The sequence below is a fragment of the Collinsella sp. AF23-2 genome (genome assembly GCF_003459245.1).
Classification (GTDB): domain Bacteria; phylum Actinomycetota; class Coriobacteriia; order Coriobacteriales; family Coriobacteriaceae; genus Collinsella.
Genome location: NZ_QRVG01000011.1, coordinates 11,741 through 33,540, shown reverse-complemented (window position 1 = coordinate 33,540; position 21,800 = coordinate 11,741). Strand labels below are relative to the sequence as shown.

At 59.7% G+C, this 21,800-nt stretch carries 16 protein-coding genes; 12 read left to right on the top strand and 4 right to left on the bottom strand.

The window, feature by feature from the left end; translation table 11 throughout:
• Positions 1-17: 17 nt before the first annotated feature.
• The 3 genes from DWY03_RS05880 to DWY03_RS05870 all read right to left on the bottom strand — a co-directional run bounded on the left by DWY03_RS05880 (position 18) and on the right by DWY03_RS05870 (position 3,660).
• Complete coding sequence (locus DWY03_RS05880; protein WP_117774287.1) at positions 18-950, bottom strand: FHA domain-containing protein; 933 nt, start codon at positions 948-950, stop codon at positions 18-20.
• A 402-nt stretch (positions 951-1,352) separates the two neighbouring features.
• Positions 1,353-2,102 (bottom strand): SDR family NAD(P)-dependent oxidoreductase, encoded by a 750-nt coding sequence (locus DWY03_RS05875; protein ID WP_117645711.1) that lies wholly within the window; start codon positions 2,100-2,102, stop codon positions 1,353-1,355.
• Positions 2,103-2,316: 214 nt separating this feature from the next.
• Positions 2,317-3,660: a homoserine dehydrogenase gene (locus DWY03_RS05870; RefSeq protein ID WP_117840153.1), complete on the bottom strand. Its 1,344-nt coding sequence runs from the start codon at positions 3,658-3,660 to the stop codon at positions 2,317-2,319.
• Positions 3,661-3,911: 251 nt separating this feature from the next.
• Between DWY03_RS05870 and DWY03_RS05865 the strand changes: the two genes are divergently transcribed.
• The 8 genes from DWY03_RS05865 to DWY03_RS05830 all read left to right on the top strand — a co-directional run bounded on the left by DWY03_RS05865 (position 3,912) and on the right by DWY03_RS05830 (position 12,009).
• Positions 3,912-5,078, top strand: a complete 1,167-nt coding sequence (locus tag DWY03_RS05865; protein WP_117840152.1) for an ABC transporter substrate-binding protein — start codon at positions 3,912-3,914, stop codon at positions 5,076-5,078.
• Between the two features lie 271 nt (positions 5,079-5,349).
• On the top strand, positions 5,350-6,537 hold the full coding sequence (locus tag DWY03_RS05860; protein WP_117840151.1) for an ABC transporter substrate-binding protein: 1,188 nt from the start codon (positions 5,350-5,352) through the stop codon (positions 6,535-6,537).
• A 139-nt stretch (positions 6,538-6,676) separates the two neighbouring features.
• Complete coding sequence (locus DWY03_RS05855; RefSeq protein ID WP_117757685.1) at positions 6,677-7,558, top strand: branched-chain amino acid ABC transporter permease; 882 nt, start codon at positions 6,677-6,679, stop codon at positions 7,556-7,558.
• A 9-nt stretch (positions 7,559-7,567) separates the two neighbouring features.
• Entirely contained in the window at positions 7,568-8,647 is a 1,080-nt protein-coding gene (locus DWY03_RS05850; RefSeq protein WP_117840150.1) for a branched-chain amino acid ABC transporter permease, read from the top strand.
• Complete coding sequence (locus DWY03_RS05845; RefSeq protein ID WP_117840149.1) at positions 8,637-9,497, top strand: ABC transporter ATP-binding protein; 861 nt, start codon at positions 8,637-8,639, stop codon at positions 9,495-9,497. The genes DWY03_RS05850 and DWY03_RS05845 overlap by 11 nt, the downstream gene beginning before the upstream one ends.
• 12 nt (positions 9,498-9,509) lie before the next feature.
• On the top strand, positions 9,510-10,211 hold the full coding sequence (locus tag DWY03_RS05840) for an ABC transporter ATP-binding protein (RefSeq protein ID WP_035137222.1): 702 nt from the start codon (positions 9,510-9,512) through the stop codon (positions 10,209-10,211).
• A 319-nt stretch (positions 10,212-10,530) separates the two neighbouring features.
• Positions 10,531-11,208, top strand: coding sequence for a copper homeostasis protein CutC (locus tag DWY03_RS05835; protein ID WP_117840148.1), 678 nt, complete (start codon positions 10,531-10,533; stop codon positions 11,206-11,208).
• A gap of 3 nt (positions 11,209-11,211) precedes the next feature.
• Positions 11,212-12,009, top strand: coding sequence for a DUF4931 domain-containing protein (locus tag DWY03_RS05830; RefSeq protein ID WP_117840147.1), 798 nt, complete (start codon positions 11,212-11,214; stop codon positions 12,007-12,009).
• Between the two features lie 30 nt (positions 12,010-12,039).
• Here DWY03_RS05830 and DWY03_RS05825 read toward each other — a convergent pair whose 3' ends face one another.
• Positions 12,040-13,038 (bottom strand): bile acid:sodium symporter family protein, encoded by a 999-nt coding sequence (locus tag DWY03_RS05825; protein ID WP_117640564.1) that lies wholly within the window; start codon positions 13,036-13,038, stop codon positions 12,040-12,042.
• Positions 13,039-13,314: 276 nt separating this feature from the next.
• On the opposite strand from DWY03_RS05825, the gene recJ reads away from it, so the two are divergent.
• The 4 genes from recJ (at position 13,315) to DWY03_RS05805 (ending at position 21,791) form a co-directional block, all read left to right on the top strand.
• Positions 13,315-16,602 carry a single-stranded-DNA-specific exonuclease RecJ gene (recJ, locus tag DWY03_RS05820; RefSeq protein WP_117840146.1) on the top strand — a complete coding sequence of 1,096 codons (3,288 nt, stop codon included), beginning with the start codon at positions 13,315-13,317 and terminating at the stop codon, positions 16,600-16,602.
• Between the two features lie 15 nt (positions 16,603-16,617).
• The gene (locus tag DWY03_RS05815; protein ID WP_117840145.1) at positions 16,618-18,978 is read left to right on the top strand and encodes a bifunctional (p)ppGpp synthetase/guanosine-3',5'-bis(diphosphate) 3'-pyrophosphohydrolase; all 2,361 of its coding nucleotides are present in this window, start codon (positions 16,618-16,620) and stop codon (positions 18,976-18,978) included.
• Positions 18,979-19,062: 84 nt separating this feature from the next.
• Positions 19,063-19,743, top strand: coding sequence for an MBL fold metallo-hydrolase (locus DWY03_RS05810; protein ID WP_117655172.1), 681 nt, complete (start codon positions 19,063-19,065; stop codon positions 19,741-19,743).
• A gap of 119 nt (positions 19,744-19,862) precedes the next feature.
• A complete protein-coding gene (locus tag DWY03_RS05805) occupies positions 19,863-21,791 on the top strand; it encodes a transcription antiterminator (protein ID WP_117840169.1) in 1,929 nt (642 codons plus the stop codon).
• Positions 21,792-21,800: the final 9 nt, after the last annotated feature.

The window sequence follows — 21,800 nt, the reverse complement described above, 5'->3', positions numbered from 1 at the left end:
TCCTCCTGCTTCCATGGTTAGTGATGTGGATTTGCTAAGATAGCCGCCGTTGCTACGACGGCAAAAGAAGTGCTGAGACCCAGGCGCAGGATGTCGCCGGGGTACAGCTGGGCGGGTGCGCCGGAGCTGATGTCGAGTTCGCTGTTATCGGCTGTTCGAATCAGATGCGTGCCGTTGGTCGAACCGAGGTCTTGTGCGTACCAAGCATTGTTCTCGGCGAAGATGCGGAGATGCTTGGCGGAGACATCCAGCCCAACATCGGTGACAGCGCCGTCTTCGAGTGCGAGCGCTCCGATGATGGAGCCCATGGTAGAAGGCTCAATGACATAAGGGCCCCCGACGACGAGTTCGTTGTCGATCCTGATAAGGCCGATCGCACGTTCGGTGCCCGTTTGTTTTAAATCGCATGGACAGAAAGAAATACTTGAGGGGGTAAACGACCTGACGTTCTCTGCGAATTCAAAGCGGTCCCTGATGTACGCGATAGCACGGGCCGGATCGCACCAACAGGCGGTCGAAACAACGAGCGTGATTGAGATAAGAGCCCTGTCATCTTTGTCTGGCTGGCTGCTGACGAGGCGCGAGGCGGCGTTCCGGTAAAGGAGCCCATTACGCCCACAGGCACCGAGCGCTTGAGCCATCGTGTCAGTCGCTGCCGCAATCATGGTATAGATGTCGGCGTTCGAATACCCTTTTTCCCGTAGCTTGTGCAGGATTTGATTCGATGCGCAGGACCAGTCGGCAAAGTAGCGATCTTCTAGGGAGCCCGGCTGCGAGTGCACAATCGTGCGCGAAAGCCAGCTGGTGTCCTGTGCCATTTGGGCGGTAGGCTGTCCATTTGTTAACGGCAGATCGGATAGTAACAGTTCGGCAAATGCGCGATGGCTCAGGGTAAATGAAGTCTTGAACAGGGAGAACATGACCTCGAGCGGTGTTTGCCGTCTTGGCATGACATTCTCCCTTCCTTGAACTTATTCGCTAAATAAAGGATAAGGGTGCCACTAGCCGATTTTACTGTGCAACAAATTGCATGTCGGTGAGCGGTCACGCCACCTGATGCGTTTGCTCCAGCATGAGAACTGGTTATCTTAGGGGCGCTATGCGGTCGCGTTTTGATTAGGATGGCACGACTCAGCCGCCCTTCGGGAAGCTGTGTCCCGGAATGGGCGCTCAGAGTGGGATGCAGTTTCCGCAAGGAGGTCCTGGGGGAAACCGTGCCCCGTTCTGATCCGAAATACTGGGACATAGTTTCCCTTTCATAACAGGAGAAGGCGCGCTGTCTGCAGTTGATTCAGACGGCGCGCCTTTTTGGTTGAGCTATGTTGAAGCTTGAAGCCAAAGCTTGTGGCTCCTTAGGAGCGGGCGGCTCCGTCGACGGGGAGCACGGCGCCCGTGACGTAGGAGGACATGTCGCTCGCCAGGAAAACAAAGGCGTTGGCGACATCCTCGGGCTCGCCCATGCGACCCAGCGGAATGGTGGCGATGATGGGCTTGATGACCTCTTCGGGCAGGTTGGCGACCATGTCGGTCTTAGTCACGCCGGGGGCGACGGCGTTGACGCGGATGCCCATGGGAGCGAGCTCGCGCGAGAGCGACTGGACCATACCGTTGACGGCAAACTTGGACGTGGGGTAACCGACGCCGGAGGGCTGGCCGTACTTGGCGACCATCGAGCTTGTGGTAGTGATGGTGCCGCCGTGGCCGGCCTCGGTCATGATCTTGGCGGCAGCCTGGTGGCCATTAAAGACGGCGACGACGTTAAGGTCCATGACCTTTGCGAACTCCTCGGCCGTGTAGTCCAAGAGGGGTGAACGCTGGGAGATACCGGCATTGTTGACGACCGTGTCCAAGCCGCCCATGTCGGCTGCAGTCTGCGTAAAGGCCTCAGTCACGGCTTCGAGCGAGGTGAGATCGCAGGAGCGACCCCAGACCTTGGCGTCGGGATAGGCGGCTGTCAGCTTCTCAACGGCCGTGTCGGCAGTCTCCTGGCGCGAGCCAAAGACGGTGACGGCAGCGCCTTCCTCGATAAAACGGCAGGCGATGGCATAGCCGATACCGCGTGTGCCTCCGGTGATGATTGCTTTCTTGCCCTCGAGCAACATGGTGCTTCCTCTCATCGCGGGCGGACATTCGCAGCACAGCGTAGCGGTAGTCGGAATCGGCCGCGTTTGCATATCGGTGAACGGTAGCCCGCGTTACCGATGAGCGGCTCGCGCAAATGTGCTTTGCCGTTGTGCTTAGGGCAGGTGACAAAAGGGCTCCCATCCCACATCGGACGGGAGCCCTCAAGGCGCGTATTGCTAGGCGAGCGTTGGGCTAGTTCGCCATGACGCCTTCGGTCCAAGCCTCAACGTCCTCGATGCGCAGGACGTTGGCGACCTCGGCCACGCAGCCGACGCTGGCAAGCTCGGCGGCGGCTGCGTGGACGTCCTTCTCGAGCGCGCGGTGCGTCAGGAAGATGACCGAGCAGGCATCGCTGACGCCCGATTTGCCGTCCTCGACCTGGTTGATGAGCGAGATCGAGATGTTGTGCTTGGCAAAGATGTCGACCGTCTCGGACAGGGCGCCCACGCGGTCGGCGACTTTCAGACGCACATAGTACTTGGTCTGGAGCTCGTCCATGGGCTTAAAGGTGAGGTTGTGGCCATAGGGCTCAATCTCGGGCAGCGGAGCCACGCCGCGGCTGATCTGCTCGGAGAGCGACAGGATATCGCCCACGACGGCGCTCGCGGTGGGGAAGGAGCCTGCGCCCGCGCCGTAGAACATGGTCTCGCCCACGGCGTCGCCTACCACGTAGACGGCGTTCATGGCGCCGTTGACCTTGGCAAGCATATGGTCTGCCGGGATGAGCGTGGGATGCACGCGAACGTCGACGCCGGCGTCGGTGTTGCGGGCGATGCCGAGCAGCTTGATGGTGTAGCCGAGCTCGCGGGCCTGGGCGATGTCCTCGGCGCCGATGGTGCGGATACCCTGCTGGTACACATCATCGGTGGTAACGCGGGTGCCAAAGCCGATGGAGGCGAGGATGGCCGTCTTGCTGGCGGCATCGAAGCCGTCGACGTCGGCGGACGGGTCGGCCTCGGCATAGCCCTTGGCCTGCGCGTCGGCAAGTACGTCGGCGTAATCGGCGCCCTCGGCGTCCATGCGGGACAGGATATAGTTGGTGGTACCGTTGAGAATGCCGGCGATGGTCAGGATCTTGTTGCCCACCAGGTCGTGCTCGAGCGTGCTCACGATGGGGATGCCGCCGCCGCAGCTGGCCTCGCACTTAATCTGCACGCCGCACGCGCGCGCCTTCTCGGCGAGCGTCTCGACATGACGGCCCAGCAGGGCCTTGTTGGCAGAGACGACGTGCTTGCCGTGCTCAAAGGCGGTGGTGAAGATCTCGGTCGCGGGGTGCTCGCCGCCAATCAGCTCGACGACGATGTCGACGGCGGGGTCGGTGACGACGTCATGCCAGTCACTCGTAAAGGCCTCGTGCTCAATACCGGCTGCCTCGGCCTGCTCCCAGGCAAGCGCGCAGGCGCGGGTCAGCTTAAGGTCGATGCCGTAGGCTGCCAGGTACTCATCGTGGTGGCTCTTGATCAGACGGGCCACGCCGCCGCCGACGGTTCCCAGACCGATCAGACCGACGTTCACGGTGCGCAGGGATTCGCTCATAGATAGCTCCTTCGTGCATCTTATGGATGGATTAACCGCTTAAAGGTTGAGTGCATTCTAGCGTGAACCGAGGGCGCGTGCTCGCCAGGCAACAGGAGTCGCACAAAACGGCACCCCCGAAACGCTGCGGAAACATTGGAAACATGCTCGCTACAAACGGAACTCCGTAACAAACTGTCAACGTTTGCGCCATAAGGTTTGCCCCGTACCGCAAGACGGCCGCACTGCGGCCAGCGAAAAAGGGGGACACCATGTTCAACATCAACAGCACGCTCAGCCGAAGGAACTTTCTCGCCGGCGCCGCGGCGCTCGGCAGCACCGCGGCACTCGCTGGTTGTTCGTCGGGTGGCTCGGACGGCGGCTCCGCCGATGACGGCAAGACCTTCAAGATTGGCGTTATCGGCCCTCTGACCGGCGCCGCGGCAACCTATGGCGTCTCGGCCGAGAAGGGCGCCAAGCTCGCCGCCAAGGATTTCTCGACCAATGACCTCAAGCTCTCGCTTAAGTCCGAGGACGATGTCGCCGACGGCGAGAAGGCCATCAACGCCTTCAATACGTTGTGCGACTGGGGCATGCAGGCGCTCCTCGGCCCCGTCACCACCGGTGCTGCCGTCGCCGTCTCGGGCGAGATTGCCGACGATATGCTCATGGTCACGCCTTCGGCCTCGTCGCTCGACGTGACCAAGGATAAGACAACGGTCTTTCAGGTTTGCTTCACCGATCCCACCATGGGTGCCAGCGCCGCGAAGTTCTTGGCCGAGAAGTATGCAGACGCCAAGATCGCCCTGTTCTACAACTCCGGCGATACGTATAGCTCGGGCGTTGCCGACGCTTTTGCCGAGCAGGCCAAGGCATCCAAGCTCGACATCGTCGATACCGAGACCTTTAAGGACGACTCTTCCACGAGCTTTACCAACCAGCTCACCAAGGCCAAGGAGGCCGGCGCCACGCTTATCTTTGCGCCGATCTACTACACGCCGGCGTCCGTCCTGCTCAAGAACGCCAAGGACATGGGCTACGACATGACCCTCATGGGCACCGACGGCATGGACGGTCTGCTCTCCGTTGAGGGCTTCGATACCTCTCTTGCCGAGGGCGTGCTGCTCATGACCCCGTTCTCTGCCGACGATGAGAAGAACGCCGACTTCGTCAAGGCCTATAAGGACGCCTACGACGAGACGCCCAACCAGTTCGCCGCCGATGCCTATGACTGCGTCCATGCGATTGTCGAGGCTATCGATAAGGCAGACATCGACATTACGGCCGACGGCGCCGACATTGCCGGCGACCTTGCCAAGGCCATGCGCAAGATCAAAATCGAGGGCCTGACGGGCGAGCTGACGTGGAACGACAAAGGGCAGGTTGAAAAGCCCGCTACGGCCTATGTGATTCAGGACGGCAAGTACATCGCCGCCTAGGTGCGTACAAAACGCGACCGGTGAGGCTGTTTTAATCAGGGCAAGGGCGCTTGTAACAGAATGGAAACATTACTTTTACACAATAAAGTGGCATTACTGCATAAAAAAATAGAAATACGCAGAAATATGGATAAATGAACAAATCCAAAGAAAAGTTGAAATATTCGCCACTTTTCCTAACTAAAGCGTCTACTATTTTGCGAACGCCGAACACGGCGAAGGATGGCCTGTCGGGTAACCGAAACCCGACGAGATTTGAGAGGAGAGCCGCATGTCGAGCCTCACCGGTAAGTCATTGAACCCTGTTATGAATCGCAGGAGCGTTATCGCGAGCGCAGCAGGTCTGGGGGCGATGTCCATTCTAGCTGGCTGCTCCTCCAACGGCGGCGACAGCGGTTCCGCGTCGGGCGACGCTTCGTTTAAGATCGGCACCATCGGCCCGCTGACCGGCGCCAACGCGTCCTACGGCAAGTCCGTTACACAGGCTGTCGAGCTTGGCTGCAAGGATTTCTCGACTAAGGAGCTGCCGCTTGTCAGCAAGGCCGAGGACGACCAGGCTGACGGTGAGAAGGCCGTCAACGCCTTCAACACCCTGCTCGACTGGGGCATGCAGGCCCTCGTCGGTCCGACCACCACGGGTGCGTCGGTCGCCGTTGCCGCCGAGTGCGGCAACGACCCCGAGACGTTCATGATCACCCCGTCTGCGTCCTCCGAGGACGTTACCAAGGGCAAGGATTGCGTCTTCCAGGTTTGCTTTACCGACCCCAACCAAGGTGTCAACGCTGCCAAGTTCCTGGCAGAGAAGTATGCGAACGAGAAGTTCGTGCTGTTCTATAACTCCGGCGACGCCTATTCTTCGGGCATCGCAGATTCCTTTAAGGCCCAGGCCGCTAAGTCTAAGCTTGAGATTGTCGACGAGGAGACCTTTAAGGACGACTCCGCCACGAGCTTTACCAACCAGCTGACCAAGGCCAAGCAGGCAGGCGCCACCATGATCTTTGCGCCGATCTACTACACGCCGGCGTCCGTCCTGCTCAAGAACGCCAAGGACATGGGCTACGACGTCAAGATGATGGGCTGCGACGGCATGGACGGCATCCTGGGCGTTGAGGGCTTCGACACTTCTCTTGCCGAGGGTCTGCTGCTCATGACCCCGTTCTCCGCCGACGACGAGAAGAACGCCGACTTCGTCAACGCTTACAAGGATAAGTACGGCGATACCCCCGACCAGTTTGCCGCCGACGCCTACGATGGCGTGCACGCGGTGGCCGAGGCCCTCAAGGAGGCCGGTCTTGGTGTCGACGCCGACCCGACCGAGGTCGCCGAGAAGCTGCCCAAGGCTATGCTCAAGATTACCGTTGACGGTCTGACCGGCAAGCTCACCTGGAACGATAAGGGTCAGGTCCAGAAGGACCCCACGGCGTACGTTATCACCGATGGCAAGTACGTACAGGCCTAATAGACCGCCTTACATAGAGCGGTTTTGATCCCAAGCAGGGGAGGTTTTGGCCTTCCCTGCTTGCTTGGTATCTAGGGACAGTGTAACGTCCCTGTTTCATACATCAACTGGAAACCTATTCGAAAGGGGGATGTGGAACATGACGGTCTTTATCCAATACCTGGTCAACGGCCTGTCCATGGGCAGCGTCTACGCCATCATCGCGTTGGGCTACACCATGGTCTACGGTATCGCCAAGATGCTGAACTTCGCTCACGGCGACGTCATCATGGTCGGTGCCTATGTCTCGTTCTGCGCCACGTCGTATCTCGGCCTCCCGGGCTGGGCATCTGTAATTCTCTCTTGCGTGGCCTGCACGGTTCTCGGTGTTCTCATTGAGGGTCTGGCCTATAAGCCGCTGCGCCAAGCAGGCCCGCTGGCCGTTTTGATCACGGCCATCGGCGTGTCCTACTTCCTGCAGAATGCCGCGCAGCTTCTGTGGGGCGCCACGCCCAAGAACTTCACTTCGCTCGTCACCTTCCCGGTGCCGGAGTTCTTGGCCAAGTTCAACGTGAGCGCCGTATCGCTCGTCACCATCGTCGCCTGTCTGGTTATCATGGCCGGCCTGATGTTCTTTACAGGTAAGACCAAGATGGGCAAAGCCATGCGCGCCGTGTCCGAGGACAAGGCCGCCGCTCAGCTCATGGGCATCAACGTCAACCGCACCATCTCGATGACGTTTGCCATCGGCTCTGCCCTTGCCGCCATCGCCGGTGTGCTGCTGTGCTCCTACTCGCCGGTGCTGCAGCCCACGACGGGTGCCATGCCTGGCATCAAGGCCTTCGACGCCGCCGTCTTCGGCGGTATCGGCTCCATCCCCGGCGCCTTTGTCGGTGGCATTCTCATCGGCATCATCGAGGCGATGGCGCAGGCCTACATTTCCACGAGCCTTGCCAACTCCATCGTCTTTGGTGTTTTGATCATCGTCCTGCTCGTCAAGCCTGCCGGCCTCTTGGGCAAGTACGTCCCCGAGAAGGTGTAGGTGAGCGTTATGAAGTTTCTTAAAGACAAGCAGACGCGTCACGACTTTGTTACGTACGCCATGTGCATCGTGGCATTTGCCATCGTGTTCTTTATGCAGTCCAACCATATGATCCCGCGCATGATCGCCGGTCAGCTGGTTCCCATCACGGCCTATATCGTCATGGCCATCTCGCTCAACCTCGTTGTCGGCATCGCGGGCGACTTGTCGCTGGGCCACGCGGGCTTTATGAGCGTCGGCGCCTATACGGGCATCGTTACCGCTGTCGCCCTCGAGAGTGCCGTTCCCTCCGATCCAATACGTCTTGTCATCAGCATTGTGGTCGGCGCCATCGCTGCCGCTATCCTGGGCTTCTTGATCGGCATCCCGGTCCTTCGCCTGAGCGGCGATTACCTGGCTATCGTGACGCTGGCCTTTGGCGAGATTATCAAAGAGATCGTCACCTGCCTCATTGTGGGCGTCGATTCCCGCGGCCTGCACGTGATTTTTAACATCACGGGCAACTCTACGATCGACGACCTGCACCTGCTCGAGGACGGCACCGCCATCATCAAGGGCGCCCAGGGCGCCTCGGGCGTGTCGACGTACTCGACCTTCCTCGCCGGTGCCATCCTGGTTATGGTTGCACTCGTGATCGTGCTCAACCTGGTTCGCAGCCGTACCGGCCGTGCCATTATGGCCGTGCGCGATAATAAGATTGCAGCCGAGTCCGTAGGCATCTCCGTCACCGAGTACCGCATGATCGCCTTCGTGGTTTCCGCTGCCCTCGCCGGTGCTGCCGGAGCTCTCTTCGGCGGTAACTTCTCGCAGCTCTCCGCCACCAAGTTCGACTTCAACACGTCCATCCTCATCCTGGTGTTCGTGGTCCTGGGCGGTCTGGGCAATATGCGCGGCTCCGTCATCGCAGCGGCGTTGCTCACGGTACTTCCCGAGCTGCTCCGTCAGTTCTCGGACTACCGCATGCTCATCTACGCCATCGTGTTGATTCTGGTCATGGTCTTTACTAACAACCCGCAGCTCAAGGCGTTCTTCGCACGCATTAAGGATCGCTTTGCTTCCAAGAAGGAGGTGGCAGCCGATGCCCAGTAAGTTTGAGTTCAACAAGGGCAAGATGGTCCCGTATCCTTCTGGCGCCATCGTTCCCGACCGCGACCTGGGCCAGCGCCCGGCGCTCGAGTGCATCCACTTGGGCATTGAATTTGGCGGCCTTAAGGCAGTCGACGACTTTAGCCTGACCATCGGTAAGACCGAGATCGCCGGTCTGATCGGTCCCAACGGTGCCGGTAAGACCACGGTCTTCAACCTGCTCACCAAGGTGTACCAGCCCACGCACGGTACCATCCTGCTCGACGGTGAGGACACCTCGGGCAAGTCCGTCTACCAGGTCAACCGTATGGGTATCGCCCGTACGTTCCAGAACATCCGCCTGTTCAACACCATGACGGTGGAGGATAACGTTAAGGTCGGCCTGCACAACCAGGAGCGCTACTCCGGCTTTGAGGGCGTGCTACGCCTGCCGACGTATTGGAAGCACGAGAAGGCCGCCCACGAGCGCGCCATGGAACTACTGTCCATCTTTGATATGGAGCATCTGGCAAACGAGCAGGCCGGATCGCTGCCTTACGGCGCTCAGCGGCGTCTGGAGATCGTCCGCGCGCTTGTCACCAACCCCAAGCTACTGCTGCTCGACGAGCCTGCCGCCGGCATGAACCCGTCCGAGACCGCCGAGCTCATGGAGAACATCGTCAAGATCCGCGACACCTTTGGCATTGCCATCATGCTTATCGAGCACGACATGTCGCTCGTCATGAACATCTGCGAGGGCATCTGCGTGCTCAACTTTGGTAAGGTCATCGCCAAGGGCACGGCAGAGGAAATCCAGAACAACGACGCCGTTATCGAGGCGTATCTGGGCAAGCAGGATAAGGGGGAGAACTAAATGGCAGAGCCGATGCTTTCCGTCTACAACATCAACGTCTGGTACGGCGCTATCCACGCCATCAAGGACATCTCCTTTAACGTTAACGAGGGCGAGATCGTGGCTCTGATCGGCGCGAACGGTGCCGGTAAGTCCACGACGCTCAAGACCGTCTCGGGCCTGCTACGCTCTAAGACCGGCTCCATCAAGTTTATGGGCGAGGACATTACCCATACGCCCGCCGACAAGCTGGTTGGTAAGGGCCTGGCTCAGGTTCCCGAAGGCCGTCGCGCCTTTTTGCAGATGACGGTTGAGGAGAACCTGGAGATGGGTGCCTATACGCAGCCCAAGTCCACGGTTGCTCCGGGCCTTGAGCGCGTCTACGAGCAGTTCCCGCGCCTGAAGGAACGCCGTCGCCAGGTGGCCGGCACCCTTTCGGGCGGCGAACAGCAGATGCTCGTTATGGGGCGCGCCCTTATGAGCAATCCCAAGCTGCTCATGCTCGATGAACCCTCCATGGGTTTGGCGCCGATCCTGATCGAGCAGATCTTCCAGATTGTCGAGGACCTGCACAAGGCCGGTACCACGGTGCTTCTGGTCGAGCAGAACGCCCAAATGGCGCTCTCGATCGCCACGCGCGGCTACGTGCTCGAGACCGGCAAGATCACCATGACCGGCACCGGCCAAGAGCTCCTGCACGACGACAACGTCCGCAAGGCTTACCTGGGCGGTTAGGCGGTTCCGCCGTTCTACCGAACGGCGGACCAGTCGACGCTGCGCGGGCGCCAGAGCGACAACTTGTCATTCAAAGAGGGCGGCATGACCAGAAGGTCTATGCCGCCCTCTTTTCATGCCAATTTGTTCGCTCTGGCGCCCGCTCGCTGTCGGTCCTCTGCCTGCGGCGTTACTTTGGTTCTGCCCCCTTTATGTTGCGGTGAAATAGGGACTGAATACGGGCTCCAGAGGCCAAGAGCAGTCCCTATTCCACCGCAACTTCATGGGGATGTGTGACAATGCCCGTCGGAAAACATCTGCTGTCTTTGGGGGCCTATCTATGCTGTACGAGTTTTGTGCCGAGAACTTTGAGCGAGTGCCGGCGGCCATCGAGGCCGGTGCGGGGCGCATTGAGCTGTGTGACAACCTCGCCGTCGGTGGCACCACGCCTTCCGCCGGCGTTATTAGCGCTACAGTCAGTTACGCTCACGAGCATGACGCGCGAGTGATGTGCATGATTCGTCCGCGTGGTGGCGACTTTCATTACAACCAGGACGAGCTGCACATGATGGAGATGGACCTGGGCCTTGCTGTGAGCGCCGGCGTTGACGGCCTGGTCTTTGGCTGCTGCAAGCCCTGTGCCAGCGGCTGGGCGCTCGACGAGCTCACCCTCGGCGCTCTCGTTATGGCTACGGGCTGCGCGACCGAGGAGTGCAAGCGCGAGCCCCTTGACATCACCTTCCACATGGCATTTGACCAGCTCTCGCCCGAGGCTCAGCTCGATGCGATTGATACACTTGCCGACTGCGGCGTTACGCGCATCCTCACGCATGGCGGCGCGGCCGGTGCGTCGATCGAGGATAATTACGATCACCTGGCTCGTTTAATCGAGTACGCGGGCGATCGTTTGACCATCCTTCCTGGCGGCGGCATTACTACGGCAAATCGCGACGCGGTCGCGGCGGCATTGAGCGTCTCCGAGCTCCATGGCACCAAGATCGTGCAGTTGGAGGTATAACCCGTGGCGCTGGTATTTGACGTTCAGCAGGCGAACGGTAAGCCCGACGATAATCGTCGCCCTGGCACCGCGTGCCCCTTTTGCGACACGGAGGGGCTCGCCAACATCATCGAGCGCGATGGTGACTGCATCTGGCTCGAGAATAAGTTCAAGACCTTGCGGGCCACCCGTCAGACCGTATTGATCGAGTCGGCCAATCACGACGTCGACCTGGCGACCTATGAACCGGATGAGCTGCATCATGTGATGCGGTTTGCCCTGGGCTGTTGGCAGCAGATGATCGATTCCCAACAGTACCTCAGCGTGCTCATGTACAAGAACAAAGGCCCGCTTTCGGGCGGCAGCCTCGTCCATCCTCACATGCAGATTGTGGGTTTGGAGCAGGAAGACGGCTATGCTTCGCTGACTTCCGCCAATTTCGAAGGCATCAATGTCTGGCGGCAGGGGAGAATCTCGGTCAACATCTCAACCGAGCCGATCATGGGATTCTTTGAGGTCAACGTCTCGGCTCCACAGGGAATCGCCGCCAGCGACGACGCCCGCGACCAAGCCGAAGCGGACCTGTTTGCCGATGCGATTCAGGTGGCCCTGCGCTATATCCTGCACGAACACCACGGCGGTCGCGCGGAGTCGTACAACTTGTTCTTCTACCACATGGACGGCCGGACCATTGCCAAGGCGTTGCCACGTTGGGTGGTATCGCCCTACTTCGTGGGCTATCGTCTGGCCCAGGTTAATGCCGAGACCACGCTCTATATCGATGCTGAGCGCCTACGCGCGCATCTGGAAACGCTCGTATAGCAAGGCGAGCGCCTGCGAAAAGTGTGCTGCCTAGCGTGCCATCGCGTCGCGCCCAGCCTTGACCCGCTTGCGCTGTTTGGCGCGCTCCTCGCCGGTCAGTCGCTCAAAGAGATGTCCGATAACCGAGGCGAGCACCTGCTGAAACAGCGTTCCGCACATGACGGGAAACACGACCTCGCCGGGAAAATACTGCGTGGCGATGACGGCGCCCGAAGAGATATTGCGCATGCCGCAGGTAAAGCACATGGTGGTCGTCTCGCTATACGGCAGGTGCAACGCGCGGGCGACCAGAATGCCGACGACAAAGCCGCTGATGGCGAAGGTCAAAATAAAGAGGGCAACTTCCAGGCGCACCGCATTCATGTGTAGCACGTACTCGCTCATGGCGGTGGAGTTGGAGGCGATGACACCCATCATCATAAACTTGCAGGCGGGCGAAAGCGCGGGGGAGAGTTTCTCGTGTCCCCATCCGCGCGTGAACTCGTTGATCACGATGCCGAGCACGGCGGGGATGGCGATCATAAAGGCCATGTTCTGCATCATGCCCGTAACATCGATTGCAACGGTGGCACCCAGCAGGAGCTTAAGCGTGAGCGGAATCGTGACGGGCGAGATGACCGAGGATGTCAGGATGATGGTGAGCGCGAGCGGGCCGTTGCCGCCGAACATACTGATCCACATAAAGGCGGTGACTGCCACGGGTACGCTGTACTCGAGCACGATGCCGCAGACAAGGTTGGGGTTGGAGCCAAAGAATAACGATCCCATGGCATAGGCTGCGATAGGGATAAGCACCGCCGAGACGAGTAACGCCAAGACCAGGTGCAGCGGACGGCGGAACACCTCGGTTACCTGGTGAAAGGTGTTGCTGAGCGCACCCTGAAACGTCATAAAGGCAAACAGGGTGGGAACGATGGGCTTGAGTACGCCAATCTGTTGGGGAAAGAGCACGCCGAGCGCCACGCAAATCGGAACGATGACCTGCATGTGCCCCGCGAGAAACTTGCCCAGTCCAACCCATTGCTTCATATGCGCTTGTGACTCCCTTTGCCCGTGAATCCGTTTTGAATGGATATGCTAGACGCTCGCATGCGTCCGTGCGTCAGAAACGCTCGAATATTTCGAGGCTATTACCGGCATCGTTTACCGAAACCGCGGCGTGCTGCGGCGATTTGCGTCTGCTCTGCACGGTATAATAAATCCGTTCAACAGATCTGCCTGCCGAAGCGGGCATACACAGAGGACTCATCGCTATGAACCGTGAGAGGTATCGCGGCGACCTGCCCCTATCGGGGGTGGGCGCCTATGTCATCGCTTAAGACGACGCATCGCTGGGCGGTCGCTCGGCAAAACCCCGAGCTCGAAAAGGAGCTTTCGGCTGGCTTGGGCATACCCGGGCTGGTGGCGCGCATTATGGTCGCGCACGGCATTACATCCATCGAAGAAGGCCAACTGTTTTTGACGCCTTCGCTCGATCGCGACTGGGCGGACCCGCTCGTTATTCCGGGCATGGCGGTCGTCGCCGCCCGCGTTGAGCGTGCTATTCACAGCCACGAGCGCATCGCCGTCTTTGGCGATTTTGACGTCGACGGCATTACGTCGACTTGTCTGTTGACCGAGGCGCTACGTTCGTTTGGCGCCAACGTCACGCCGTTTATCCCGCATCGCTTTGACGAGGGCTACGGCCTGTCGCGTGCGGCGCTCGACCGCGTCAACGAGCTCGCCCAACCCAACCTGATTGTGACCGTCGATAACGGTATTGCCGCCAAGGAAGAGGTTTCCTATCTGGAGAGCCTGGGGATCGATTTGGTGGTCACGGACCATCACGAGCCCTCCGACCAGGTGCCGCAGGGCGTGCCCTTGACCGACCCCAAGCTCGAGGACGAGGGTCCCTCGCGTGAGCTTGCCGGTGCCGGCGTGGCACTCAAGCTGGTGCAGGTTCTGGGCGAGCGTTTGGGCAAGCCGTCGTATTGGCGTTCGCTGATAGAGGTCGCGGCGCTGGGCACCGTGTCCGACATGATGCCGCTCACGCCCGAGAACCGCGCGTTGGTCGCCGAGGGCATCCAGCAGATGCGCGTGACGGCTCGTCCCGGCTACATCGCGCTGGCAGCGCTCGCCAAGGCCGACCTCTCTAGCATTACGGCCGATGGCCTGTCGTTTTCGCTCATTCCCCGCTTGAACGCCGCCGGTCGCATGGCCGATCCCAAGCTGGCGCTCGACCTGCTGCTTGCCCGCGATCCTATCGAGGCAAGCGCGCTGGCGGCCGAGCTCGAGGAGATCAACCGTCAGCGCCGCGAGATCGAAGCGGAGCTCACACGCGACGCCATGGCAAAGGTCGAGGAGACTTATGATGGCGGTCGCGCAATCGTCGTGGGTGGCGAGGGCTGGCACGAGGGCGTCAAGGGTATCGTAGCGAGCCGTCTGACCAACCGTTATCACGTGCCGGCGCTGCTCTTTTCGATCGAGGACGGCGTTGCACGCGGATCGGGCCGCTCGGTGGGCAAGGTCAACCTGTTCGATGCCGTAGAGCGCTGCTCGGATCTGCTGATTCGCCGCGGCGGGCATGCGGGTGCGGTGGGCGTGACCATCGAGGCGTCCAAGCTCGACGAGTTCCGTCGTCGCCTTTCGGCCGTGCTATCGGAGCTTCCCGCCGATGACTTTGAGGACACTGACGAGGTTGCCGCCACCGTTGACCTCTCCGAGCTAAATATCGAGACTATCGAGCAGATTTCTCGTCTTGAGCCGTTTGGCCAGGGCAATAAGGTGCCGCTGTTGGCGGCCGAGGGCGTGACGATGTGCGATCGCGCCGTGGTGGGCAAAACCGGCGAGCACATGCGCTTTGTGGCGACTGATGGCGCCGCGAGTGTGCCGGCCATCATGTTCCGCGTGCCGCAGATCGATAGGCTCATCAATTGCGACAGCGCCGTCGACTTGGTATTCGAGGCCGTGGCCGAGCATTGGCAGGGACGCGTGAAGCCCAAGCTCATGATCAAGGATGTCTTGGTGCGTGATACCACGGCGCCCAATATCGACGATCCGGCGTGCGAGCTTCGTCGCGGCGTGCAACCGGCGGACTTAGGCCCGCGCCTGGAGTCGCGTAAACGCGAGACGCTCGCCCAGCTTTCTTATACCGAGCTCACGCGCTCGCTTATCCATAGCTTTATCGGCTCGAACCAGCCACATCGCGCGCAGGTCGAGGCACTCGACGCGCTCGCCGACCACCAGAGCGTTTTGGCCGTTATGGGGACGGGACGTGGTAAGTCTCTGATTTTCCACGTGCACGCCGCACGCGAGGCGGTCCTTCGCGGTCGCGCGAGCATCTTTGTCTATCCGCTGCGCGCGCTCGTTGCCGACCAGGCCTATCATCTTTCATCGACGATGGCTGCGCTCGGCATTGGCGTGGGCGTGTTGACCGGCGAGACCGTGGAGGCAGCGCGCGATGACGTGTTTGCCGGCCTGGCTTCGGGCCGCACCGGCATCGTGCTCACGACGCCGGAGTTCCTGTCTATTCACCGAGACCGCTTTGCTCGCTCGGGTCGTATCGGGTTTGTCGTTATCGACGAGGCGCATCATGCCGGTCTTGCCAAGGGCGGCGACCGTAGCGCATACCTCGACATGCCCGACATCCTCAAGGCCCTGGGCGATCCGGTCGTTATGGCGGCGACGGCCACCGCGACGGCTCCGGTCGTGGCGGAGCTTGCCCGCGTGTTGCCGATTACCCGTACGGTGGTCGACGAGACCGTGCGCGAGAACTTGCGGCTCGAGGACGACCGCGATCTTGCGAGCCGCGAAAACCGCCTGGTGTCCATCGTCGCGACGGGGGAGAAGACCGTCATCTACGTTAACTCGCGTGATCAGTCCGTGGCGCTTGCCAAGACGCTACGCAAACGCGTTCCCGACTACGCGTCGCATATCGCCTTTTACAACGCGGGCCTTACGCGCACCGACCGCCATCGCGTAGAGGAGGCGTTTCGTGACGGATGCCTCAGCTGCATCGTCTCGACCTCTGCCTTTGGCGAGGGCGTCAACCTTCCCGATATTCGCCATGTCGTGCTCTACCACATGCCGTTTGGCGCGATTGAGTTTAACCAGATGAGCGGCCGCGCCGGTCGCGATGGCCAGCCCGCCGTGATCCACCTGCTCTATTCGTCGCGCGACGCCCGCATTAACGAGCGCCTACTCGACTGCTATGCGCCCGAGCGCGACGAGCTCGTCACGCTCTATCGCGCGCTGCAAACCATGTGGCGCTCCAACCGCGGCAAGACCGGGGACGATTCCTTTAGCGCGAGCGATATCGACATCGCGCAGATGTGCCTTGCCATCGATGCTCGCACGCCGGTCGACGAGCGCTCGGTGGAGAGTGGCCTGGGAATCTTCGAAGAGCTTGGTTTCTGTCGCGTTTCGGGGTTTGACGACACCCGTCGCATCGCGATGGCCGAAAACCCCGGCCGTGTGCAATTGAGCAGGTCAATTCGCTATTTGGAGGGGTTGCGTTCGCGCATGGAGTTCTCGGCTTTCCGGAGTTGGGCGCTCGATTCGTGCGCTTCTGATATGCTAGCCAAAGTTAACCGCCCGATCGTACCGCGGGCCTAGGGGAAGGGGACCTCGATGGATGCCGCAGCCCGTACCGCCCATGATTCCACCCTCCAGCCGTTCTCGGAGATGGAGCACTATAAGCATGCCGATGAGCTGCCGCCCGAGATTATGGCGGACAGCTACGACAAGCTGGAGCGCCTGTGCCTCAAATATATGAATGAGGACGACTTTTCTAAGGTGGAGCAGGCCTATTGCTTTGCTGCCGAGAAGCACTGCAACCAAAAGCGCCGCTCGGGTGAGATGTACATCAACCATCCCGTCGAGGTGGCCATCATTTTGGCCGATCTCAAGATGGACTGCGATGTGGTGTGCGCCGCGCTGCTGCACGATACCGTCGAGGATACCGAGACCTCGCTTGCTGATGTTTCCGGCCTGTTTGGCGATACGGTGGCCGAGCTCGTCGATGGCGTGACCAAGCTCACCAACATCGAAGTCGACAGCATGGACGAGAAACAGGCGCTCACGCTGCGCAAGATGTTCCTCGCCATGTCCAAGGACATCCGCGTTATCATCGTCAAACTCGCCGACCGCCTGCATAATATGCGCACGCTCGCCGCCCTGCGCGAGGACCGTCGCCTGTTTAAGGCACGCGAGACTATGGACGTGTACGCGCCCCTGGCCGACCGCCTGGGCATGAGCTCTATTAAGTGGGAGCTCGAGGATCTGTCCTTCTTCTATTTGGAGCCCGACGCCTACCAGCGCATCGCGCGCATGGTGGCAGAGTCGCGTGAGGTTCGCGAGCGCTATCTGGCCGAGACTATCAAGACGCTCACCGATGAACTCAACCGCATTGGCCTGGAGGGCTTCCAGATCAACGGCCGCTCCAAGCACTATTGGTCCATCTACCAAAAGATGAAGCGCAAAGGCAAGGAATTCTCCGAGATTTATGACTTGGTGGCGCTGCGCGTCATCACTCATTCGGTGCGCGATTGCTATTCCACGCTCGGTGCGGTGCATACGCTGTGGCACCCCATGCCCGGTCGCTTTAAAGACTATATCGCCATGCCCAAGGTCAATAACTATCAGTCGCTTCATACGACGGTTATCGGCCCCACGGCCCGTCCGCTCGAGATTCAGATTCGAACCTACGAGATGCACGAGCAGGCCGAGTACGGCATCGCCGCCCACTGGCTGTACAAGAAGTCGGGCGGATCGTCTGCTTCAAAGACCAATGATGCCCAGCGTCTGGACGACCAGATAAACTGGCTCAAGCATTCGCTCGATTGGGCAGCGTCTGATGAGATTACCGATGCCAAGGAATACCTGCACTCGTTGAAGGTCGACCTCTTCGACCAGGAGATCTTTGTCTTTACGCCCAAGGGCGAGGTCATGGCGCTTCGTGCCGGCTCCACGCCGCTCGACTTTGCCTATGCCGTTCACACCGAGGTGGGCAACCACTGCGTCGGCGCTAAGATCAACGGTGCGGTCGCGCCGCTCACGCATGAGATCAAGACGGGCGACCGCGTTGAAATCCTGACCAATAAGAGTTCCAAGCCGTCGCGCGATTGGCTCAAGATCGTCAAGACACCTTCGGCCAAGTCGAAGATTCGCCGTTACTTCGCTGCCGCGACCAAAGACGATGACGCTGCCGCCGGCCGCGATATACTGGCCAAGGACCTGCGCAAGCGCGGGTACGGCATCTCTACGCCGCGATCTACGCGTGCGCTCAATGCCGTGGCAGAGCAGTTTAACTACAAGCAGCTCGAGGACCTGTTCGCAGCCGTTGGGGCGGGCAAAGTCGCCCCGCGTGCCGTGGGCAACAAAGTCGAGCAGATCTTGGATCCCAAGCCCGAGGAGCAGCTCGCCAAGGCCGAGGCCATTGCCGAGGTCGTGAAGCAGCCCGCGCGCGGATCCAACCGCAAGCCCCAAAAGCGTGGCAAGAGTGCCAGCAACGGTATCATCGTCAAGGGCGAGAGCAACAGCGGCTTGCTGGTTCGTCTGGCGCATTGTTGCAACCCCGTGACGGGCGACGATATCGTGGGCTTCATCACGCGCGGCCGCGGCGTCTCGGTGCACCGTGCCAACTGCCCCAACGTCAAGGGTCTTATGGAACACCCCGAGCGCATGATTGACGTTGAGTGGGACGGCGCTGCCGATACCCTGTTCCAGGTTGAGATCGTGGTCGAGTGCCTGGACCGCATGGGCCTTCTCAAGGATGTCACCATTGCCATTGGCGATGCGGGCGGCAATATCCTTTCTGCCGCCACGTCGACCAACCGCGAGGGTATTGCAACCCTGCGCTTTATGGTCGAGATTTCGGACGCGAGTGGTCTGGATCCGCTGCTGGCTTCCATCAGCAGTGTCGACTCGGTCTATGACGCACGCCGTCTGATGCCGGGTGAGGGTGGAGCTCAGCTCAAGCGTCGCGTTTAGTCGCGACGAACGTGCCACATTATCGATATTCGCTACACTCGAGGCATCGTTTGATGCCTCGAGTTCTATAGAGAGGAGAGGGGCATGAGTGCTGTGTCCTTGGATTTAACTCCCAAGGGATCGGTCGAGATCGAGACGCTCGTAAACGGTCCCATTCAGACCAATAGCTATGCTGTCATTTCGGACAATGAGTGCGTGATTATCGACCCCGCATGGGAAGGCGAGCGCTTGGTGGAGCATATTCGAGCCGAACACCCCGATGTGCAGGTGCTCGGCGCCGTTTGCACGCACGGTCACGCCGACCATGTTGGCGGTGTCGCTGGAGTTCGGGCCGCCGTTGGCGCCGACGCCCTGTACGAGCTGTGTGGCAAGGACGCAGCAGTGCCGCATGCGAATATCGAGGAGCAGCGAGCGATGTGGGGCATCGAGACGCCCGATCCAGGTGAGCCGACGCGGCTGCTTGCCGAGGGCGACACCATTGAGCTGGGCGACATTTGCCTGCAGGTAATTGAGGTGCCCGGGCACACACCGGGCGGCATCGTTCTGTTCGCCGCCACTGAGCAGAGGAACATTGCCTTTGTGGGCGACACCCTATTCCCGGGCAGCCACGGCCGCACCGATCTTGCCGGTGGCGACGAGGCAGCGATTCTGCGCTCGCTCTCCAAGCTCGCCCACATGCTTCCACCCGATACCGTTTGTTTGACTGGCCACGGTCCCTCGACCACTATGGCGCGTGAACTCATGTGCAACCCGTTCATGCGCTAGACAGTTTCCGTTTCCACCCAAGAGACTTCCGACTTCTGGGGAAATCGGGATTGTGGAACACCTTTCATAAACCTTGTATCTTTCTAATTGTCAGATAGATACGGGGAGGTGAAACGTTGGTGTTAGATTCACAGGTTCAAAAAGTACTTGACTACATAGAGGCTAATCACGATGTTTCGCCCGCTCGTCTTTGCGAAGAGTTTGGCGTGAGCGATCGCACGATTCGTACTTATGTCAAGAAGCTCAACGCTGTCCTCGAGCCTCAGGCCCATATCCATAAACACCGTGGCGGGGGTTATACCCTCAATATCAGCGATTGCGACGCATACCGCTCGATCAAGGACGATGCATCCAATGGGGGTCTCAAGTCAATTCCCTCTACGAGCGAGGGGCGCGTTGAGTACTTGCTGAACGACCTGTTGAGTCGCGTCGACTGGATCACCCTGGACGATCTTTCGGAGATCCTCTATGTATCCCGCAATGCTATTTCAGGCGATCTCAAGCGGGTTGAGGCACAGCTGGCCAAGTTCGATCTCAAGCTTGAACGGCGTCCTCATTACGGGATTCGCGTGAGCGGCTCGGAGATGTCGCGTCGCCTCTGCTTGGCAAGCATTACGCTCGACAAGCTTGCAGAGCATCGTGAGAGCGATTCTCAGAACCAGGTGACCCTCGACACGATTGCCACCTGTGTGAATGAGGTCATTGCCGAGGAAGGCTTCCAAATCAACTCAGCGGCCTATCAAAACTTGCTGGTTCATATCGCGGTCGCCATTTGGCGAATCCGCGAGCAGTGCTACGTCCCGCTCGAAGCCGAACATATTGAGAAGCTGCGTACAGCGCGCGAGTTTGCGGTGGCCGGTTGTGTGGCTTTGCGTATCGAGAAAGCTTTCGACATTCGGCTCCCAGAGGAGGAGGTTGCCTACATCGCCATTCACCTTGCGGGAAAGCAATCTCTGTATGCTAGTTCCGACGGTGCAGATGAAGGTCTCGTAATTTCCGACGAGGTTTGGGATGTGGTCACTGAGATGCTCGAGTGCATCTGGGATTCCTATCACTTTGATTTTCGCGGCGATCTTGAGCTCCGCATGAACCTCGCGCGTCATATCGTTCCGCTTGCCGTGCGTCTCAAATATCGCATGCATATCGATAATCCGCTGCTTGCCGATATCAAGGAGAGATTCGCGCTCGCGTATTCGATGGCACTCGATTCGTCGGTCATCCTTGCCGAGCACTACGGTAGTCGTCTTTCGGATGACGAGATCGGCTATATCGCACTCGCCTTCGCCTTGGCGCTTGAGCGCCAGAAGAGCGAGGTCCCGCGTAAGAATATCCTCGTAGTGTGCGCGAGCGGACAGGGAAGCGCCAAGCTCCTTGAGTACCGATACCGCCAAGAGTTCGGTGCTCTCGTGGACAAGATTGTGACCTGCGATGCCTCCCATGTCGACAGTATTGATATGACGGGTATCGATTACGTTTTTACCACGGTGCCCCTGCATCGAGCGCTTCCGGTGCCCGTGCGCGAGGTGAGCTTCTTTCTCGATGCCGATGATATGCACGATGTTCGTGAGATTCTTGCCGGTGCAAATGTTACCGGTGACCTTGCACCTTATTTTTCGGCTGACCTTTTTGTCTCCGATATGGTCGCTGCAGACAAGAACGAGGTCATCTCAATTCTATGCGAGCAGGTCGCCGCCATGCGTAACGTGCCTGACGAGTTTAAGCAGCTGGTCATGCGTCGCGAGGAACTCGCGCAGACGAGTTTTGGCAATCAGGTCGCCATGCCCCATTCGGTCAAGGCCGTGACGGACGAGACGTTTGTTTGCGTTGGACTGCTGCGCGAGCCGGTCGAATGGAACGGGCAAGCGGTGCGGGCGGTCTTTCTAGTATCAGTCTCAAAGGCTAAGGACAAGAAGCTTGACCGTTTCTACCGCAGTATGGCCAAGATGCTTACCAGCAAAGAGGCTATCCAGGAGCTTGTCGACAACCAACGATGGGAGACCGTCGTCAAGCTTTTGAATATGTATGGAAAAACAGACAACAACGAGTAGAAGGAGACA

Excerpts from the sequence above, each read along its gene's own strand:
- DWY03_RS05870 (WP_117840153.1), bottom strand. The coding sequence starts at position 3,660 with ATGAGCGAATCCCTGCGCACCGTGAACGTCGGTCTGATCGGTCTGGGA.
- DWY03_RS05880 (WP_117774287.1), bottom strand. The coding sequence starts at position 950 with ATGCCAAGACGGCAAACACCGCTCGAGGTCATGTTCTCCCTGTTCAAG.
- DWY03_RS05815 (WP_117840145.1), top strand. The coding sequence starts at position 16,618 with ATGGATGCCGCAGCCCGTACCGCCCATGATTCCACCCTCCAGCCGTTC.
- DWY03_RS05810 (WP_117655172.1), top strand. The coding sequence starts at position 19,063 with ATGAGTGCTGTGTCCTTGGATTTAACTCCCAAGGGATCGGTCGAGATC.
- recJ (WP_117840146.1), top strand. The coding sequence starts at position 13,315 with ATGTCATCGCTTAAGACGACGCATCGCTGGGCGGTCGCTCGGCAAAAC.
- DWY03_RS05850 (WP_117840150.1), top strand. The coding sequence starts at position 7,568 with ATGAAGTTTCTTAAAGACAAGCAGACGCGTCACGACTTTGTTACGTAC.
- DWY03_RS05875 (WP_117645711.1), bottom strand. The coding sequence starts at position 2,102 with ATGTTGCTCGAGGGCAAGAAAGCAATCATCACCGGAGGCACACGCGGT.
- DWY03_RS05835 (WP_117840148.1), top strand. The coding sequence starts at position 10,531 with ATGCTGTACGAGTTTTGTGCCGAGAACTTTGAGCGAGTGCCGGCGGCC.
- DWY03_RS05825 (WP_117640564.1), bottom strand. The coding sequence starts at position 13,038 with ATGAAGCAATGGGTTGGACTGGGCAAGTTTCTCGCGGGGCACATGCAG.
- DWY03_RS05855 (WP_117757685.1), top strand. The coding sequence starts at position 6,677 with ATGACGGTCTTTATCCAATACCTGGTCAACGGCCTGTCCATGGGCAGC.
- DWY03_RS05845 (WP_117840149.1), top strand. The coding sequence starts at position 8,637 with ATGCCCAGTAAGTTTGAGTTCAACAAGGGCAAGATGGTCCCGTATCCT.
- DWY03_RS05860 (WP_117840151.1), top strand. The coding sequence starts at position 5,350 with ATGTCGAGCCTCACCGGTAAGTCATTGAACCCTGTTATGAATCGCAGG.
- DWY03_RS05865 (WP_117840152.1), top strand. The coding sequence starts at position 3,912 with ATGTTCAACATCAACAGCACGCTCAGCCGAAGGAACTTTCTCGCCGGC.
- DWY03_RS05840 (WP_035137222.1), top strand. The coding sequence starts at position 9,510 with ATGCTTTCCGTCTACAACATCAACGTCTGGTACGGCGCTATCCACGCC.